This is a genomic window from Enterobacter sp. K16B, from assembly GCF_020216105.1.
GTDB lineage: Bacteria > Pseudomonadota > Gammaproteobacteria > Enterobacterales > Enterobacteriaceae > Enterobacter > Enterobacter sichuanensis.
The window spans coordinates 17,064-33,611 of sequence record NZ_JAIWJZ010000002.1; the positions used below are offsets into that span (position 1 = coordinate 17,064).

Sequence of the window (16,548 nt, forward strand, 5' to 3'; positions counted from 1 at the left end):
ATAAGATAATGGCGGTAAATAGCGTTAAAAAACCAGGTTATTTGACGCATAGAAAATCACGAATCATCAAATAATGGCTGTGCCATCAATATGGAACTTTTGTCGTGTTTGCCGACCCGGGAGTCAGTTTTGTTTCTCTACACGAATAACGTAAACCACCAGGATTTAAGAGGTGCGCAATGAGTGCTACAGCATCGACAGCGCCGCAAAATAAATCACTCGAGTGGATGAACCGCCTTCGCGCGAATCCTAAAATCCCGTTGATCGTGGCAGGCGCTGCCGCAATTGCGATCCTTGTAGCGATGGTCCTGTGGGCGAAAAGCCCTGACTACCGGACGCTCTACAGTAACCTTTCCGATCAGGATGGCGGCGCCATCGTCACCCAGTTGACCCAGATGAACATCCCTTATCGCTTCGCCGATAACGGGGGCGCGCTGGAAGTGCCTGCGGATAAGGTACACGAACTTCGTCTGCGTCTGGCTCAGCAGGGGCTGCCGAAAGGCGGCGCGGTGGGCTTTGAGCTGCTGGATCAGGAAAAATTCGGTATCAGCCAGTTCAGCGAGCAAGTGAACTACCAGCGTGCGCTGGAAGGTGAACTGGCCCGCACCATTGAAACCTTAGGCCCGGTGAAGAGTGCCCGTGTGCACCTGGCGATGCCTAAACCCTCCTTATTTGTCCGTGAGCAGAAATCGCCTTCCGCTTCCGTGACCGTGAACCTTGAACCTGGCCGCGCGCTGGACGAAGGGCAAATCAGCGCGGTGACGCATCTCGTCTCCAGCGCCGTCGCCGGTCTGCCGCCGGGTAACGTGACGCTGGTCGACCAGAGTGGCCATCTGCTGACGCAATCCAATACCGCCGGTCGCGATCTGAATGATGCGCAGCTGAAATATGCCGCCGATGTGGAAAGCCGTCTCCAGCGTCGTATCGAAGCGATCCTCGGCCCGGTGGTAGGCAACAGCAACGTGCACGCGCAGGTCACCGCGCAGATCGACTTCTCTAATAAAGAACAGACCGAAGAGCAGTACAGCCCGAACGGCGATGCCTCTCAGGCGGTCATGCGTTCGCGCCAGATCAACTCTAACGAGCAGATTGGCGGTGCTTATCCTGGCGGCGTACCGGGTGCGCTCTCTAACCAGCCTGCCCCGGCAAACGCGGCGCCGATCTCTACCCCGCCGGCCAATCAGCAGAACGGTCAGCAGAATCAGCAGACAACCTCTACAACCAGTAACGCCGGTCCGCGTACCAGCAGCCGTAACGAAACCACGAACTATGAAGTGGACCGCACGATTCGCCATACCAAACTGAACGTCGGTGATATCCAGCGCCTGTCCGTCGCCGTGGTGGTGAACTACAAAACGCTGCCGAATGGCAAACCGCTGCCGCTGACCGCCGAGCAGATGAAGCAGATCGAAGACCTGACCCGTGAAGCGATGGGTTACTCCGAGAAGCGTGGCGACAGCCTCAACGTGGTGAACTCACCGTTCAACTCGGTTGAAGAGACCGGTGGTGAACTGCCGTTCTGGCAACAGCAGGCGTTTATCGACCAGCTGATGTCCGCAGGTCGCTGGCTGCTGGTGCTGATTGTCGCGTGGCTGCTGTGGCGTAAGGGCGTTCGTCCTCAGCTTCAGCGTCGTGCAGAAGCCGAGAAAGCGGCTCGCGAACAGATGAGCGCGCGTCAGGAAGTGGAAGAAGCGGTTGAAGTTCGTCTCAGCAAAGACGAGCAGATGCAGCAGCGCCGTGCTAACCAGCGCATGGGCGCTGAGGTGATGAGCCAGCGCATTCGCGAAATGTCAGATAACGATCCGCGCGTCGTGGCGCTGGTCATCCGCCAGTGGATGGGTAACGAACATGAGTAATACGCTTACGGGCACCGATAAAAGCGTCATCCTGCTGATGACCATTGGCGAAGATCGCGCGGCAGAGGTGTTTAAGCACCTCTCCCAGCGGGAAGTGCAAATTCTGAGTGCGGCAATGGCCAACGTGCGTCAGATCTCCAACAAACAGCTGACCGAAGTGCTGTCGGAGTTTGAGCAGGAAGCAGAACAGTTTGCCGCTCTCAACGTCAACGCCAACGACTACCTGCGCTCCGTGCTGGTCAAGGCCCTGGGTGAAGAGCGTGCCGCCAGCCTGCTGGAAGATATTCTGGAAACGCGCGATACCGCCAGCGGTATCGAAACGCTTAACTTTATGGAGCCGCAGAGCGCCGCCGACCTTATTCGCGACGAGCACCCGCAAATTATCGCGACCATTCTTGTCCACCTCAAACGTGGCCAGGCAGCCGATATTCTGGCGCTGTTCGAAGAGCGTCTGCGTCACGACGTGATGCTGCGTATCGCGACCTTCGGCGGTGTCCAGCCGGCCGCGCTGGCGGAGCTGACCGAAGTGCTGAACAACCTGCTCGACGGCCAGAACCTCAAGCGCAGCAAAATGGGCGGCGTGAGAACGGCGGCAGAGATCATTAACCTGATGAAAACCCAGCAGGAAGAGGCGGTTATTACCGCGGTTCGCGAATTCGACGGCGAGCTGGCGCAGAAAATCATCGACGAGATGTTCCTGTTCGAAAACCTGGTCGAAGTGGACGACCGCAGCATCCAGCGCCTGCTCCAGGAAGTGGATTCCGAGTCGCTGCTTATCGCCCTCAAAGGTGCCGAGCAGCCGCTGCGCGAGAAGTTCCTGCGCAACATGTCCCAGCGTGCGGCGGATATCCTGCGCGACGACCTTGCCAACCGCGGCCCGGTTCGTCTGTCTCAGGTGGAAAACGAACAGAAAGCTATCCTGCTTATTGTTCGTCGTCTGGCAGAAACCGGCGAGATGGTGATTGGCAGCGGAGACGACACCTATGTCTAATGAGCTGCCGTGGAAGCGCTGGACGCCGGACGATCTGGCCCCTCCCCTCTCCGAGTTCACGCCAGCCGTGATTCAGACCGAGGAGAGTGACCCGGACGTCGAACAGCCCGAGCTGAGTGAAGAAGAACAGCAGGCACAGATGCTGGCTCAGCTGCAAATGCAGGCGCATGAGCAGGGCTATAATGCCGGTCTGAACGAAGGCCGGCAGAAAGGCCACGAGCAGGGATACCAGGAAGGTCTGGCGAAAGGGTTAGAGCACGGCATCGATCAGGCGCGCCAGCAGCAGGCGCCGCTCCATGCTCGTATGCAGCAGCTGGTCAGCGAGTTTCAGCATACGCTGGACGCGCTGGACAGCGTCATTGCCTCGCGCCTGATGCAGATGGCGCTAGAAGCCGCCCGTCAGGTGATCGGCCAGACGCCGGTGGTAGATAACACGGCGCTGATTAAACAAATTCAGGGCCTGCTGCAGCAGGAGCCGCTGTTTAGCGGGAAGCCGCAGCTGCGCGTCCATCCGGACGACCTGCAGCGCGTGGAAGAGAGTCTGGGCGCCACGCTGAGCCTGCACGGCTGGCGTCTGCGCGGTGACCCGACGCTACATCACGGCGGATGTAAAGTCTCTGCCGATGAGGGTGACCTGGACGCCAGCGTCGCCACCCGCTGGCAGGAACTGTGTCGCCTGGCGGCACCGGGAGTCGTCTGATGACCGCACGCCTCACCCGCTGGCTCAATACCCTCGACAACTTTGAGACGAAGATGGCGCAGCTGCCATCTGTTCGTCGTTATGGCCGACTGACCCGCGCCACCGGCCTGGTGCTGGAAGCCACCGGCCTGCAGCTGCCGCTGGGCGCGACCTGTGTGATTGAGCGTCAGGATGGCCAGGAAACGCGGGAAGTGGAAAGCGAAGTGGTCGGATTTAACGGCCAGCGTCTGTTTCTGATGCCGCTTGAAGAGGTGGAAGGCATCCTGCCCGGCGCGCGCGTGTATGCCAAAAACATCACCGGCGATGGACTGCAGAGCGGAAAACAGCTGCCGCTGGGTCCGGCCCTGCTGGGTCGCGTGCTGGATGGCAGCGGCAAACCGCTCGACGGACTGCCCTCCCCGGACACCACCGAAACCGGCGCGTTGATCACCCAACCATTTAACCCCCTGCAGCGTACCCCTATCGAGCATGTGCTGGATACCGGCGTACGCCCGATTAACGCCCTGCTGACCGTTGGTCGTGGGCAACGTATGGGCCTGTTCGCCGGCTCAGGCGTAGGTAAATCGGTCCTGCTCGGCATGATGGCGCGTTACACCCAGGCCGATGTGATCGTCGTGGGGCTGATCGGCGAGCGTGGTCGTGAAGTAAAAGACTTTATTGAAAACATTCTGGGTGCGGAAGGCCGTGCCCGCTCGGTGGTTATCGCCGCACCGGCGGATGTTTCCCCGCTGCTGCGCATGCAGGGTGCCGCGTACGCCACCCGTATCGCCGAAGATTTCCGCGACCGCGGCAAACACGTGCTGCTGATCATGGACTCCCTGACCCGTTACGCGATGGCGCAGCGTGAAATCGCGCTGGCCATCGGTGAGCCACCGGCCACCAAAGGCTACCCGCCTTCGGTCTTTGCCAAACTCCCTGCCCTGGTTGAGCGTGCGGGGAACGGCATCAGCGGCGGCGGCTCTATCACCGCGTTTTACACGGTGCTGACGGAAGGCGATGACCAGCAGGATCCGATTGCCGACTCCGCACGTGCGATCCTTGACGGTCATATTGTGCTGTCGCGTCGTCTGGCCGAAGCCGGGCACTATCCGGCCATTGATATTGAGGCTTCTATCAGCCGTGCAATGACGGCGCTGATAACCGAGCAGCACTACGCCCGCGTGCGTAACTTCAAACAACTCCTCTCCAGCTTCCAGCGTAACCGCGATCTGGTGAGCGTGGGGGCGTATGCCAAAGGCAGCGACCCGATGCTCGACAAAGCGATTAACCTGTGGCCGCAGCTGGAGGCATTTTTACAACAAGGCATTTTTGAACGCGCCGACTGGGAAGATTCCATTCAGGCACTGGAGCTAATTTTCCCGCAGGTGTAACACAGGTGGAGGGCGAAGGTCATGGCGCAAAACAGCGCGTTATCAACGCTGAAAGATCTGGCAGAAAAAGAAGTTGATGATGCCGCATTGCAGCTTGGCGCAATGCGACGCGGGTGCCAGCAGGCTGAAGAACAGTTGAAGATGTTAATCGACTATCAGCATGAATATCGCACCAACCTCAATACCGATATGACACAGGGCATTGGCAGCCAGCGCTGGATTAACTATCAGCAGTTTATCCAGACGCTGGAGAAGGCGATAGAACAGCATCGCCAGCAACTGAACCAGTGGACCCAAAAAGTCGATACTGCGCTGAATTTCTGGCGTGAGAAGAAGCAGCGACTGCAGGCCTGGCAGACCTTACAGGACCGGCAGATCGCCGCAACGACCCTGGCGGAAAACCGTCTGGATCAGAAGAAAATGGATGAGTTTGCCCAGCGCGCATCAATGAGGAAACCGGAATGATCACACTGCAACAACTGCTGATGAGCGACAGCGAGCTCGCAGGCGGCACGCAGACAGGAAAAGGCACCGAGGGTGCGCAAGACTTTCTCTCTCTGCTGGCGGGCGCCCTGACGGAGGCAACGGGCAAGGGCAACGATGCGCCGCTGACCCTGGCGGACCTGAAAGCTGCTGGCAGCAAGCTCTCTAAAGTGGCTCAGGACGCCAAAGGCGATACCGCTCTGCAGGCTAAAATTGCTGACCTGCTCGCGCGTCAGCCGACACTGAATGGCGAGGAAGCTACGCCTGTCATCTCGCCTGAAACGCTGGTTTCCGGGCTGGTGCCGGTATCGAAGGGCGATGCCCTGAAAGCGCTCAATGCGGTCAACAGCAAAGATGACGGCAAAAGCGAGCTGAGCGAAGAGGAGCTGGCCGGATTAAGCGCGCTAATGGCCATGCTGCCGCACCAGCAGACCCGCACCGTCCAGGCGACAGAGCGTAACGATATTACCGCACCGTCAGCGCTGGGCTCCGCGACGCGTGCCCAAAACGGTGCGACCCAGCCGTTGCTGAACGCGGCGCAGGGCGGCCATGAAAAAGCGCAGATAACGACGCCTTATCAAAGCCAGACGCAGATGACAAACAGCGATCCGGCGCTGCCTGCCAACGCGCCGGCAGCACCGGTTGTGACCGCCACCGCAGAGAAGCAGGACCTCGCCAGTTCATCCTCCTCCTCGTCGCCGACGGCCACCCTGGCACCGATCGTCTCCAGCCATGCGACCAGCCAGCCTGCCGCCACCGTTGCCACCGCGCCGGTGTTAAGTCAGCCGCTGGGTACCCACGAATGGCAACAATCCCTGAGCCAGCACATCACGCTGTTCACTAAGCAGGGCCAGCAGACCGCGGAGCTGCGTCTGCACCCGGAAGATCTGGGGCAGGTGCAGATTTCACTTAAACTGGATGATAACCAGGCGCAGCTGCAGATGGTTTCTGCCCACAGCCATGTCCGTGCGGCACTGGAGGCAGCCCTGCCGGTTCTGCGGACCTCGCTTGCGGAGAACGGCATTCAGCTGTCGCAAAGCAGCGTCAGCAGCGAGAGCTTTGCCGGGCAGCAGCAGTCCTCCTCCCAGCAGCATCAGGCTTCGCGTTCCGGCAACACCGGCAGTTTTAATGAAGAGAGCGATGAGCTTCTGCCTGTCCCTGCGGCCCTGCAATCCGCCGCACGCGGCAACGGTGCCGTAGACATCTTCGCCTAAACGCCAGAGGTAGCGTGATTATCCCCGTCTTTTCCACGCTTTGACGACAGCAGGACACGGGATAATCACCTTATTAAGCTGTACCGAAACAGGAAGCTCGTATCAGATGACTGACTCCGCTATCACCAAAAAAAGTAAGCGTTCCATCTGGATCCCGCTGCTGGTGTTGATCACGCTCGCCGCCTGCGCTACCGCGGGCTATAGTTACTGGCGTATGCAGCAGGAACCTTCAACCGCTGCGGCCAAGGCCGAACCTGCACCGCCGCCGGCGCCGGTATTTTTCCCTCTGGACACCTTCACCGTGAATCTCGGTGATGCGGACCGTGTGCTGTATGTCGGTATTACGCTGCGCCTGAAGGATGAAGCCACCCGCGCGCGTCTGAATGATTATCTCCCGGAGGTGCGCAGCCGCCTTCTGCTGCTGTTCTCTCGTCAGGACGCTTCGGCGCTGGCCACCGATGTTGGCAAGCAAAAGCTGGTCGATGCCATTAAACAAACGCTGGCGACCCCGCTGGTAAATGGTCAACCTAAGCAGGAAGTCACTGACGTTCTGTATACAGCTTTCATTCTGCGGTAACGACATGGGCGACAGTATTCTTTCTCAGGCAGAAATCGATGCGCTGCTCAACGGCGACAGCGATAAGAGTGACGATCCGCAACCGGGTATTGGCGGCGATAGCGATATTCGCCCCTATGACCCGAATACCCAGCGTCGCGTGGTACGTGAACGTCTGCAGGCGCTGGAGATCATTAACGAACGTTTTGCACGTCAGTTCCGTATGGGGCTGTTTAACCTGCTGCGTCGTAGCCCGGATATCACGGTCGGTGCGATCCGCATTCAGCCGTATCATGAGTTTGCCCGCAATCTGCCGGTGCCAACCAACCTTAACCTGATTCATCTGAAGCCGCTGCGCGGCACCGGTCTGGTGGTGTTTTCCCCAAGCCTGGTGTTCATCGCGGTGGATAACCTGTTCGGCGGCGACGGGCGTTTCCCGACCAAAGTAGAAGGTCGCGAATTCACCCACACCGAACAGCGCGTCATTAACCGCATGCTGAAGCTGGCGCTGGAGTCTTACAGCGACGCGTGGAAAGCGATCAACCCGCTGGAAGTGGAGTACGTCCGTTCTGAGATGCAGGTGAAATTTACCAATATCACCACCTCCCCGAACGATATCGTCGTGAACACCCCGTTCCACGTGGAGATCGGTAACCTGACAGGTGAGTTCAACATCTGCCTGCCGTTCAGCATGATCGAACCGCTGCGCGAGCTGCTGGTCAACCCGCCGCTGGAGAACTCCCGCAACGAAGACCAGAACTGGCGTGAAAACCTGGTCCGCCAGGTCCAGCATTCACAGCTTGAGCTGGTGGCGAGCTTCGCCGATATCCCGCTGCGGTTATCCCAGATCCTGAAATTACAACCCGGTGATGTTTTGCCGATAGAAAAACCCGACCGCATTATTGCCCATGTGGATGGTGTCCCCGTGCTGACAAGCCAGTACGGCACGATTAACGGTCAGTATGCGTTACGCGTTGAGCACTTGATCAACCCGATTTTGAATTCGCTGAATGAGGAACAGCCCAAATGAGTGACATGAACAATCCGTCCGATGAAAACAGCGGAGCACTGGACGATCTGTGGGCTGACGCGTTAAACGAGCAAAAAGCGACCCCGAGCAAAAGTGCGGCGGATGCCGTCTTCCAGCAGCTTGGCGGCGGTGACGTCAGCGGCACGCTGCAGGACATCGACCTGATTATGGACATCCCGGTTAAGCTGACCGTTGAACTGGGCCGCACCCGGATGACCATTAAAGAGCTGCTGCGCCTGACGCAGGGTTCCGTGGTCGCCCTTGACGGTCTGGCCGGTGAGCCGCTGGATATTCTGATCAACGGTTATTTGATTGCCCAGGGTGAGGTAGTGGTGGTTGCCGATAAATACGGCGTACGTATCACCGACATCATTACCCCGTCTGAACGTATGCGTCGACTGAGCCGTTAAGCATGAAAACCCAGGCAACACTATCGCAACCTTCTGCCGTCCCCGGTTCACCTCTGCTCCAGGTGAGCGGGGCGTTGTTCGGTATTATTGCCTTTATTCTTATCGCCGCCTGGCTGGCGAAGCGCTTTGGTCTGGCGGGTAAAACCGCCGGCACCCGCGGTCTGAAAGTCAGCGCCAGCACCACGCTGGGGCCACGTGAACGCGTGGTCATCGTCGAGGTGGAAGATGCGCGTCTGGTCCTGGGCGTCACGGCCTCCAGCATCAACGTATTACATAAACTGCCGCCCGCCCCAGTTGAGGTGGACGCGCGCGCAGAGGCCCCTGCGGATTTTCAGTCCGTCATGAAGAGTTTGCTTAAGCGTTCCGGGAGATCCTGATGCGCCGTTTGTTATCCCTGACGCTTGCGGGCGTTGGCCTGTTTGCTCCCGCGGTTTATGCGCAACTGCCCGGTCTGGTATCTACCCCGCTCGCGGGCGGTGGCCAAAGCTGGTCACTTCCGGTTCAGACGCTGGTTTTCATCACCTCGCTGACGTTTATTCCGGCCATCCTGCTGATGATGACCAGCTTCACCCGCATCATCATCGTCTTTGGTCTGCTGCGAAACGCCCTGGGCACCCCGTCCGCCCCGCCAAACCAGGTTCTGCTCGGGCTGGCGCTGTTTTTAACCTTTTTCATTATGTCGCCGGTGATCGATAAGATTTATACCGACGCTTATCAGCCGTTCAGCGAAGATAAAATCTCCATGCAGGAGGCGCTGGATAAAGGCGCGCAGCCGCTGCGGGAATTTATGCTGCGCCAGACGCGCGAAGCGGATCTCGCCCTCTTTGCCCGTCTGTCCAATACCGGCGAGCTGCAGGGGCCGGAAGCGGTACCCATGCGTATTCTTCTGCCCGCCTATGTCACCAGCGAGCTGAAAACCGCGTTCCAGATTGGCTTTACCATCTTTATTCCGTTCCTGATTATCGATCTGGTGATCGCCAGCGTGCTGATGGCGCTCGGGATGATGATGGTGCCGCCCGCGACCATCGCCCTGCCCTTTAAGATCATGCTCTTTGTGCTGGTCGACGGCTGGCAGCTGCTGGTCAGTTCGCTGGCGCAGAGCTTCTACAGTTAAGGAACGGCAATGACACCCGAATCGGTCATGATGATGGGCACGGAAGCGATGAAAATCGCCATTGCCGTTGCCGCGCCGCTGCTGCTTGTCGCGCTGGTGACGGGTCTGATTATCAGTATCCTTCAGGCCGCCACGCAGATTAACGAAATGACGCTGTCGTTCATTCCGAAAATCATCGCCGTGTTCGTGGCGATTATTGTCGCCGGGCCGTGGATGCTGAACCTGTTGCTGGACTATATGCGCAACCTGTTTACCAACCTGCCGTATATCATCGGCTGATCTGACGATGCTGCACTTCACCAGCGACCAGTGGGTTCAGTGGCTCGGCGTCTATTTCTGGCCGATGCTGCGCATTATGGCGCTGGTCTCCACTGCCCCGATCCTCAGTGAGAAATCGATCCCCAAGCGTGTCAAAGTGGGGCTGGGCATTATCATCTCAATTATCGTCGCCCCGTCCCTTCCCCCGGTTGAGATCCCGATTTTCTCGGCGAACGCAGTGTGGGTGGCTCTGCAGCAGGTGATGATTGGCGTTGCCGTCGGCTTTACCATGCAGCTCGCGTTTGCCGCCGTGCGTACCGCGGGAGAGCTGATTGGCCTGCAGATGGGGTTATCGTTCGCCACGTTTGTCGATCCCGGCAGCCATCTCAACATGCCCGTGCTGGCGCGCATTATCGACCTGCTCGCCATGCTGCTGTTTCTGTCGTTCAACGGTCATCTGTGGCTCATCTCCATGCTGGTGGACACCTTCCATACGCTGCCGATTGGGGAAAATCCGGTGAACAGCAATGCGTTTCTGGCGCTGACCCGCGCTGCAGGGCTGATTTTCCTCAACGGGCTGATGCTGGCGCTGCCGATCATCACCCTGCTGCTGACCGTCAACCTGGCGTTAGGTTTACTGAACAGAATGGCACCGCAGCTTTCGGTGTTTGTCATTGGTTTTCCGCTGACGCTGACGGTCGGAATTTTATTAATGTCATTACTGATGCCACTTATCGCTCCGTTCTGTGAACATTTATTCGGCGAGATATTCAACCTCTTAGCGGATATTGTCAGCGAGCTGCCTCGTAAATAATAGCCCGCACTGTTGCTATTGTCTTTCTGAGGATATTCCTAAAATAAAACCTTAAAAACATCTTCCAGGATATATCTGACGCGGTTTAATTGTTTCTAACCACCTCACAATACTTAATATTTACTTTACTTTAAGAAGATTCCTGGCAAATTATACGTAACTTTACGGGATAGTGAGTCCGCCTGAAAGTCTTTGTCATGCTCACAGGTTTATTATTTTTTTCCATCCCGTATGGCTGTTTTGAGCTCTCAGGCAGATGGTGAATTATCGTTACGCATTGAGTGAGGGTATGCCATGTCAACGATCATTATGGATTTATGCAGCTACACCCGGCTAGGGTTAACCGGGTACCTGGCAAGCAGAGGGGTAAGAAAGAGAGACATCAACGATGCACACACCGTTGAAGAGCTCGCGGCCGCTTGTGACGAACTCAAACCAGGCGTGGTGTTTATTAATGAGGACTGTTTCATTCACGATCCAGCCAACAGTCAGCACATTAAGCAAATCATTAATCAGCATCCAAAAACCCTGTTTATTGTTTTTATGGCGATCGCAAATATCCATTTCGATGAGTATTTGTTGGTCCGTAAAAATTTATTGATCAGTTCTAAATCGATTAAACCCGAGTCGCTGGATGACATTCTGGGTGATTATTTGAATAAAGAAGTTAAAAATGTAGGAGCGGTTAACTTACCCACCCTATCATTAAGCAGGACTGAATCAAGTATGCTGCGAATGTGGATGGCGGGTCAGGGAACTATTCAGATCTCCGACCAGATGAATATTAAAGCTAAAACCGTTTCGTCACACAAAGGAAATATTAAAAGGAAAATTAAAACGCATAATAAGCAAGTGATCTACCACGTGGTACGCCTGACCGATAATGTGACGAACGGGATTTTCGTCAACATGCGTTAGTCGCTTAAGAAAAGACCCTGTGCACCCTACCTTTGATCTCTGGCCTGGCCAGAGATTTTTGCTTTTGTACAGGCGGTCGGGCTCGCGAAGCGCGACCCGACGCCGTGTTAGTCGGCTTTCTCGACAAAAATCCCATCCGGATGCCCCAGTTCGTTAAAAAACCAGATGCCGAGCGGGTAGTCTTCCAGTGAGACCAGGTACATTGTCCCTTCACTAAACTCTTCAATTGCCAGCACCACGCCCGGGCGGCGCGGCCCACCGTCCGTTTTAACGGTGACCCGATCGTTGACCTTCATACATTCCTCCTCTGGTTTTGAGCCAGTGTAGAACAAAACGCAAAAACGCACATCGCTGCCCGGTGTGAATGGCGTTTTTATACACAGGCTATACTTACCGTTGGACCGCGTTGAAGGTTGAATGAGGAGCCCCGTAATGAAGACCGATAAAGAGTACAGCGACACCATCAAGCGCGAAGTCGAGGTGGATGTCGATGCCCTGCTGGCCGCCATCAATGAGATCAGTGAGTCAGAAGTCCGCCGGACGGACGACAATTCGGACCGCGTCATTGTCAACGGAAGGGACTATCACACCTATCGTGAGCTGGCGGAGGCCTTCGAGCTGGATATACACGACTTTAGCGTGTCTGAAGCCAATCGGTAGGGCGAAAAAAATCCCGGTCATGGGGATGGCCGGGATCAAAACTTGCTTTTGCAAGAAGCACTTGAAAATTCGTTACACCAGGAAATCTGATGTACATGCCACACTATCCCCAACGAATTTGTCTGACAAGCATATATTCTTATGATGAATATACTATTTTCAGCATTATGAATTTGGTTATGAGCAGCAACATACGCCGAATGCGGGTTTGCCAGGGTCCGTTCTCATTGTTCCGGTTTTTATCCCGGCTATTTTTTAGGAATTTTCTTAGAAAGCGACGCCACCGTTACCAGGAGTCTGTATGCTTTCACTGCGGGATCCCTTGCTGATTTTTTCCGATCTGGACGGCTCGTTGCTCGATATCCATACCTACGAGTGGCAGCCCGCGCTGCCCTGGCTGGACAGGCTGCTGGATAACCAGGTTCCGCTCATTCTCTGTAGCAGCAAAACGGCGGCCGAGATGCTGGACATTCAGCAGGATCTGGGTCTGGAAGGCCTGCCGTTTATTGCCGAGAACGGCGCGGTTATTCAGCCTGACGTGCGGTGGGAAAAGGTGCCGCGTCAGATTAGAGGAATGTCACACCGGGATATTCGCCCGCGGATCGAGCAAATCCGCCTTGAGACGGGCGTTAAGTTCACCACCTTTGACGACGTGGACGATCGCATTATCAGCGAGTGGACCGGCCTGACGCGCTATCGCTCTGCGCTGGCCCGCAGGCAGGAAGCCTCGGTCACGCTCATCTGGCGCGACAGCGACGAGAAAATGGCCCAGTTTGAAGAGGCGCTGGCGCGTAGCGGTCTGCAATGTCTGCAGGGGGCGCGGTTCTGGCATATTCTTGACACCCGCTGCGGTAAAGACGTGGCGGTTAACTGGCTGATTGAACAGTACCGTGAGCAGGAAGCGATCGAACCCACGACGCTGGGACTCGGTGATGGCCCCAATGATGCGCCGCTGCTGGATAGCATGGATTACGCGGTAGTGATTAAAGGCATTAACCGTCTGGGCATCACGCTACGGGACGATAATCCCGCGCGGGTTTATCACACCCAACAACCCGGTCCCGCGGGCTGGCACGAAGGGCTGGATCACTTCCTCTCCTGATCCCGCCACACAACGCGGTTACGCCCGGTCTGTTTAGCCTGGTATAAGCGGGCGTCCGCCACGGACTGCAGTTGTTCAAAATCGTAATTCCCCTTTTCATCCGCGCTGCTGACGCCCAGCGACGCGCTGATGCGCAGGGTCGTGCTCTTCTTCACCAGAATCTCCTTGCTGTTGATGCGACAACGAATACGCTCCGCAACCCCTCTCGCCTCCTCAAGACTAATCCCCGGCAGGGCGACACAAAACTCTTCCCCGCCGACACGCCCTGCGACATCGTTTTTGCGTAATCCGGTGGCAATCAGCCCCGCCGTATGGGACAGCACCTTATCACCGGCCTGATGGCCGAAACGGTCGTTAATGCTTTTAAAATGGTCGAGATCGATCTGAATCACCGAGAAAGGCAGCGACTGCTGGCGACAGGTTTCTGCCAGCATTTTCGCGCGGTCGAACAGCGCGCCGCGATTATTCAGCCGGGTGAGTGGATCGTGCCAGGCCTGCCACTGCAGCGAATGCTGAAGCGTATACATGTTGCTTACCATCCGACGGATCACCAGCCACGAGATCAATAGCATGGCGGTAAACAGCGCCCACAGCAGCGCCAGCACAATACTGATGCTGCCGAAGTCGTCCTGCACCCCTTCATGCAGGGTGTGGATCCGCAGAACGACGCCATCGAAGTGATCGAGCCGCTCCCAGCTAATAAAACGGCTTCCGAGGCGGATGCCGCCGCCGGTATCATGTTCAATCGCCTGGGCAATCTGCGCCGTTTCGCGTTCGTCAAAGTGGTTAACCGGGTTACCCGCATGGGCAGAGGTGGCAATCAAATTGAGCCGGGTGTCGTACAGCTGATACTCCCCTTCCGTTCTGTCTTCCGTCGCGTCAGCCAGCAGGCGTTGCATCGTGCCCAGTGTAAAATCCATCGCCACCACGCCATACCAGTAATGATCAAAATAGATGGGGACGCTGGCGGTGATCGCGCGTTCATCGCCGGTCCATGCGGAGGGCGTGGAGATAAACCAGCGCACCGCGCGTGCGCGGTTGTTGCGTTCTGACTGCTCGGTGAACCAGGCTTGCGTGACCAGATGGTAATACCGGGAGGTAATGTCACCCGCCTGCTCCGGCGTGTCGGTAGAGAGATAAAACCCGGCGCGGGAGACGTAGTTCACCCGCGATTCCGTCTGCGCTCTCGATGAGGCCAGCCGGAGCAGATACCCCACTTCCAGCGCGGCAGAAATTTCATTGCTGATGCGCTCCGCGTCGCGGTTGAGAAGCGTCGTTTTTTCGACGAACGCATCGGACACCCCGTTTATCGGCAGGGTGCGTTTTTTATCCACGGCAAGCTGCCAGGTGGGGAGTACGCGCAGAGTATTGAAGCGTGACACCGCACTCTGTAAAGCGTCAAAGGCCAGAGGCGTCTGGATGGCATCGCGCATGCCCTGGCGGAACAACAGCATCCTGTCCACGCTGTTCTGTAGCTGTCTGTCCAGCGAACTGGCCACCGTATCCAGATGGTTACGCTGGCTGGAGACGTACGCGTCTTCCAGGACCACCACTTCGCGCCAGGTCAGGAGGGTGGAAAACACCAGAACGACAATAAAACAGAGATTAACAATCAGCCCCGGATTGCTACGTTTATGCAGCCATTGCAAAAAAGATTGTCTCACAACAAAGGTATCGCGCTGCACACACACTCCCTGATCACTGCCCTACACCCTGAGATAAAAACGCCCGGCAAAGCCGGGCGTTACGTGATTAAGCCTTGTCCCGCTTGTGCTGTCCGTCACCCGGCTGAAGCTCATCTTCACGGAATGCTTCCCGCTTGATGCCGTAGCCATCATGCCACCGACATTCCACCATTCCGCTGGAATACCCGGTCACAATCATACGTGGACCGCCCTTCTTCGGCTTAACTTCATCACTGACCAAAAAGACCATACCTGCCTCCTGTATCAGGGTGAAACTGTTTCAATTTAGACGAGGAATGGTCTTTTTGCATCCCGCACCGGGTAACAATTAGTGCGACGTACCGCGGAGTTTCTCAACCCCTTTTACCGCCGCAACCACGATGGCGCCAATGATAAAGCCCAACACCAGATTCAGCAGCGTGGGCAGCATCGCCGCGACAACCGCCCCCTGTGTGGCGGAGAAATGTTCAATAGCATGGTGCAGTGGGGCAATGCCGTGAACCACAATCCCGCCGCCGACGAGGAACATCGCCAGCGTACCCACCACGGACAAACTCTTCATCAGCCACGGGGCCAGCACCAGTAAGCTCTTGCCGATGCCTTTCGCCACCGCGCTCGATTTCGTCTCCAGCCAGTAGCCGATGTCATCCAGCTTCACGATCAATCCCACCAGGCCGTAGACACCTACCGTCACCAGAAGGGCAATGCCGGAGAGGATCAGCACCTGATTCAGGAGCGGCGCGTCAGAGACAATGCCCAGCGTAATGGCGACAATTTCAGCGGACAGAATAAAGTCGGTGCGGATGGCGCCTTTGACTTTATCACGCTCGAAGGTCTTCGGATCCTGAGCGGCCAGCGCTTCAAGACGCTGCTGACGCATCTCCGGGGTATCGCTCTCCTTGCGCGCGCTAAAGGAGTGCAGAACCTTCTCGACGCCCTCAAAGCAGAGAAATGCCCCGCCAATCATTAATAGCGGCGTGATCGCCCACGGAATGAACGCGCTGATGAGCAGCGCCAGCGGCACCAGAATCACCTTATTGAGGAAGGAGCCTTTTGCTACCCCCCACACCACCGGCAGTTCACGGTTGGCCCTCACCCCACTCACCTGCTGGGCGTTCAGCGACAAATCATCTCCCAGCACGCCGGCGGTTTTCTTCGCCGCCAGTTTCCCCATCACCGAAATGTCATCCAGTAAGGTGGCAATATCATCCAGCAATGTTAATAAGCTACTTCCTGCCAAAATCTTAATCCTTCATTTTTTGGTAATTAAGTGAATAGTATGGAGCAAAAGTACAAAGCCGGAAACAGGCTCCTCACGTCAACAAAAAATTCACATCAACTACACAATTAAAGGGCTCGCCAGCGCGATAGTTTTCGCGTTTACTAT

At 56.7% G+C, this 16,548-nt stretch carries 19 protein-coding genes and 1 pseudogene; 16 read left to right on the forward strand and 4 right to left on the reverse strand.

All coding sequences use genetic code 11. The features are described from left to right. The first annotated feature begins 179 nt into the window (after positions 1-179). The 14 genes and pseudogenes from fliF (at position 180) to rcsA (ending at position 11,714) form a co-directional block, all read left to right on the forward strand. Positions 180-1,856, forward strand: coding sequence for a flagellar basal-body MS-ring/collar protein FliF (gene fliF, locus LDK53_RS00225; protein ID WP_059385097.1), 1,677 nt, complete (start codon positions 180-182; stop codon positions 1,854-1,856). Continuing rightward, positions 1,849-2,847, forward strand: a complete 999-nt coding sequence (gene fliG / locus LDK53_RS00230) for a flagellar motor switch protein FliG (protein ID WP_008500327.1) — start codon at positions 1,849-1,851, stop codon at positions 2,845-2,847. The genes fliF and fliG overlap by 8 nt, the downstream gene beginning before the upstream one ends. Next, positions 2,840-3,547 carry a flagellar assembly protein FliH gene (fliH, locus tag LDK53_RS00235; protein WP_025759464.1) on the forward strand — a complete coding sequence of 236 codons (708 nt, stop codon included), beginning with the start codon at positions 2,840-2,842 and terminating at the stop codon, positions 3,545-3,547. The genes fliG and fliH overlap by 8 nt, the downstream gene beginning before the upstream one ends. Beyond that, entirely contained in the window at positions 3,547-4,917 is a 1,371-nt protein-coding gene (fliI, locus tag LDK53_RS00240) for a flagellar protein export ATPase FliI (RefSeq protein WP_045285403.1), read from the forward strand. The genes fliH and fliI overlap by 1 nt, the downstream gene beginning before the upstream one ends. Positions 4,918-4,938: 21 nt before the next feature. Beyond that, a complete protein-coding gene (fliJ, locus tag LDK53_RS00245) occupies positions 4,939-5,382 on the forward strand; it encodes a flagellar export protein FliJ (protein ID WP_014170734.1) in 444 nt (147 codons plus the stop codon). After that, positions 5,379-6,614: a flagellar hook length control protein FliK gene (fliK, locus tag LDK53_RS00250; protein ID WP_225283016.1), complete on the forward strand. Its 1,236-nt coding sequence runs from the start codon at positions 5,379-5,381 to the stop codon at positions 6,612-6,614. Before fliJ ends, fliK begins: the two co-directional genes overlap by 4 nt. A 106-nt stretch (positions 6,615-6,720) precedes the next feature. Continuing rightward, complete coding sequence (fliL, locus tag LDK53_RS00255) at positions 6,721-7,191, forward strand: flagellar basal body-associated protein FliL (protein ID WP_021241388.1); 471 nt, start codon at positions 6,721-6,723, stop codon at positions 7,189-7,191. Positions 7,192-7,195: 4 nt separating this feature from the next. Then, the gene (gene fliM / locus LDK53_RS00260; protein ID WP_008500320.1) at positions 7,196-8,200 is read left to right on the forward strand and encodes a flagellar motor switch protein FliM; all 1,005 of its coding nucleotides are present in this window, start codon (positions 7,196-7,198) and stop codon (positions 8,198-8,200) included. Continuing rightward, on the forward strand, positions 8,197-8,610 hold the full coding sequence (gene fliN, locus LDK53_RS00265) for a flagellar motor switch protein FliN (RefSeq protein WP_025759467.1): 414 nt from the start codon (positions 8,197-8,199) through the stop codon (positions 8,608-8,610). Before fliM ends, fliN begins: the two co-directional genes overlap by 4 nt. A gap of 2 nt (positions 8,611-8,612) precedes the next feature. Next, positions 8,613-8,987 carry a flagellar biosynthetic protein FliO gene (fliO, locus tag LDK53_RS00270; protein WP_025759468.1) on the forward strand — a complete coding sequence of 125 codons (375 nt, stop codon included), beginning with the start codon at positions 8,613-8,615 and terminating at the stop codon, positions 8,985-8,987. Further along, positions 8,987-9,724, forward strand: a complete 738-nt coding sequence (fliP, locus tag LDK53_RS00275; protein ID WP_008500316.1) for a flagellar type III secretion system pore protein FliP — start codon at positions 8,987-8,989, stop codon at positions 9,722-9,724. The genes fliO and fliP overlap by 1 nt, the downstream gene beginning before the upstream one ends. A gap of 9 nt (positions 9,725-9,733) precedes the next feature. Next, positions 9,734-10,003 (forward strand): flagellar biosynthesis protein FliQ, encoded by a 270-nt coding sequence (gene fliQ / locus LDK53_RS00280; RefSeq protein WP_008500315.1) that lies wholly within the window; start codon positions 9,734-9,736, stop codon positions 10,001-10,003. 7 nt (positions 10,004-10,010) lie between these two features. Next, positions 10,011-10,851: pseudogene (gene fliR / locus LDK53_RS00285) on the forward strand (flagellar biosynthetic protein FliR). 239 nt (positions 10,852-11,090) lie between these two features. Further along, positions 11,091-11,714, forward strand: coding sequence for a transcriptional regulator RcsA (gene rcsA, locus LDK53_RS00290; protein WP_013097740.1), 624 nt, complete (start codon positions 11,091-11,093; stop codon positions 11,712-11,714). 107 nt (positions 11,715-11,821) lie between these two features. Here rcsA and dsrB read toward each other — a convergent pair whose 3' ends face one another. Then, positions 11,822-12,010 carry a protein DsrB gene (gene dsrB, locus LDK53_RS00295; protein WP_008500312.1) on the reverse strand — a complete coding sequence of 63 codons (189 nt, stop codon included), beginning with the start codon at positions 12,008-12,010 and terminating at the stop codon, positions 11,822-11,824. A gap of 136 nt (positions 12,011-12,146) precedes the next feature. On the opposite strand from dsrB, the gene yodD reads away from it, so the two are divergent. Both yodD and LDK53_RS00305 read left to right on the forward strand, forming a co-directional pair. Continuing rightward, positions 12,147-12,374: a YodD family peroxide/acid resistance protein gene (yodD, locus tag LDK53_RS00300; RefSeq protein ID WP_013097742.1), complete on the forward strand. Its 228-nt coding sequence runs from the start codon at positions 12,147-12,149 to the stop codon at positions 12,372-12,374. Between the two features lie 301 nt (positions 12,375-12,675). Continuing rightward, positions 12,676-13,476: a mannosyl-3-phosphoglycerate phosphatase-related protein gene (locus tag LDK53_RS00305; protein ID WP_225283018.1), complete on the forward strand. Its 801-nt coding sequence runs from the start codon at positions 12,676-12,678 to the stop codon at positions 13,474-13,476. Here LDK53_RS00305 and dgcQ read toward each other — a convergent pair. From dgcQ to LDK53_RS00320, 3 genes are all read right to left on the reverse strand, one after another. Beyond that, positions 13,461-15,161 (reverse strand): cellulose biosynthesis regulator diguanylate cyclase DgcQ, encoded by a 1,701-nt coding sequence (gene dgcQ, locus LDK53_RS00310; RefSeq protein ID WP_025759474.1) that lies wholly within the window; start codon positions 15,159-15,161, stop codon positions 13,461-13,463. The genes LDK53_RS00305 and dgcQ overlap by 16 nt on opposite strands. Before the next feature lie 67 nt (positions 15,162-15,228). Then, on the reverse strand, positions 15,229-15,411 hold the full coding sequence (locus LDK53_RS00315) for a YodC family protein (protein WP_025759475.1): 183 nt from the start codon (positions 15,409-15,411) through the stop codon (positions 15,229-15,231). A gap of 78 nt (positions 15,412-15,489) precedes the next feature. Further along, positions 15,490-16,401 carry a DUF808 domain-containing protein gene (locus tag LDK53_RS00320; protein WP_025759476.1) on the reverse strand — a complete coding sequence of 304 codons (912 nt, stop codon included), beginning with the start codon at positions 16,399-16,401 and terminating at the stop codon, positions 15,490-15,492. Positions 16,402-16,548: the final 147 nt, after the last annotated feature.

Excerpts from the sequence above, each read along its gene's own strand:
- fliF (WP_059385097.1), top strand. The coding sequence starts at position 180 with ATGAGTGCTACAGCATCGACAGCGCCGCAAAATAAATCACTCGAGTGG.
- fliG (WP_008500327.1), top strand. The coding sequence starts at position 1,849 with ATGAGTAATACGCTTACGGGCACCGATAAAAGCGTCATCCTGCTGATG.
- fliH (WP_025759464.1), top strand. The coding sequence starts at position 2,840 with ATGTCTAATGAGCTGCCGTGGAAGCGCTGGACGCCGGACGATCTGGCC.
- fliI (WP_045285403.1), top strand. The coding sequence starts at position 3,547 with ATGACCGCACGCCTCACCCGCTGGCTCAATACCCTCGACAACTTTGAG.
- fliJ (WP_014170734.1), top strand. The coding sequence starts at position 4,939 with ATGGCGCAAAACAGCGCGTTATCAACGCTGAAAGATCTGGCAGAAAAA.
- fliK (WP_225283016.1), top strand. The coding sequence starts at position 5,379 with ATGATCACACTGCAACAACTGCTGATGAGCGACAGCGAGCTCGCAGGC.
- fliL (WP_021241388.1), top strand. The coding sequence starts at position 6,721 with ATGACTGACTCCGCTATCACCAAAAAAAGTAAGCGTTCCATCTGGATC.
- fliM (WP_008500320.1), top strand. The coding sequence starts at position 7,196 with ATGGGCGACAGTATTCTTTCTCAGGCAGAAATCGATGCGCTGCTCAAC.
- fliN (WP_025759467.1), top strand. The coding sequence starts at position 8,197 with ATGAGTGACATGAACAATCCGTCCGATGAAAACAGCGGAGCACTGGAC.
- fliO (WP_025759468.1), top strand. The coding sequence starts at position 8,613 with ATGAAAACCCAGGCAACACTATCGCAACCTTCTGCCGTCCCCGGTTCA.
- fliP (WP_008500316.1), top strand. The coding sequence starts at position 8,987 with ATGCGCCGTTTGTTATCCCTGACGCTTGCGGGCGTTGGCCTGTTTGCT.
- fliQ (WP_008500315.1), top strand. The coding sequence starts at position 9,734 with ATGACACCCGAATCGGTCATGATGATGGGCACGGAAGCGATGAAAATC.
- rcsA (WP_013097740.1), top strand. The coding sequence starts at position 11,091 with ATGTCAACGATCATTATGGATTTATGCAGCTACACCCGGCTAGGGTTA.
- dsrB (WP_008500312.1), bottom strand. The coding sequence starts at position 12,010 with ATGAAGGTCAACGATCGGGTCACCGTTAAAACGGACGGTGGGCCGCGC.
- yodD (WP_013097742.1), top strand. The coding sequence starts at position 12,147 with ATGAAGACCGATAAAGAGTACAGCGACACCATCAAGCGCGAAGTCGAG.
- LDK53_RS00305 (WP_225283018.1), top strand. The coding sequence starts at position 12,676 with ATGCTTTCACTGCGGGATCCCTTGCTGATTTTTTCCGATCTGGACGGC.
- LDK53_RS00315 (WP_025759475.1), bottom strand. The coding sequence starts at position 15,411 with ATGGTCTTTTTGGTCAGTGATGAAGTTAAGCCGAAGAAGGGCGGTCCA.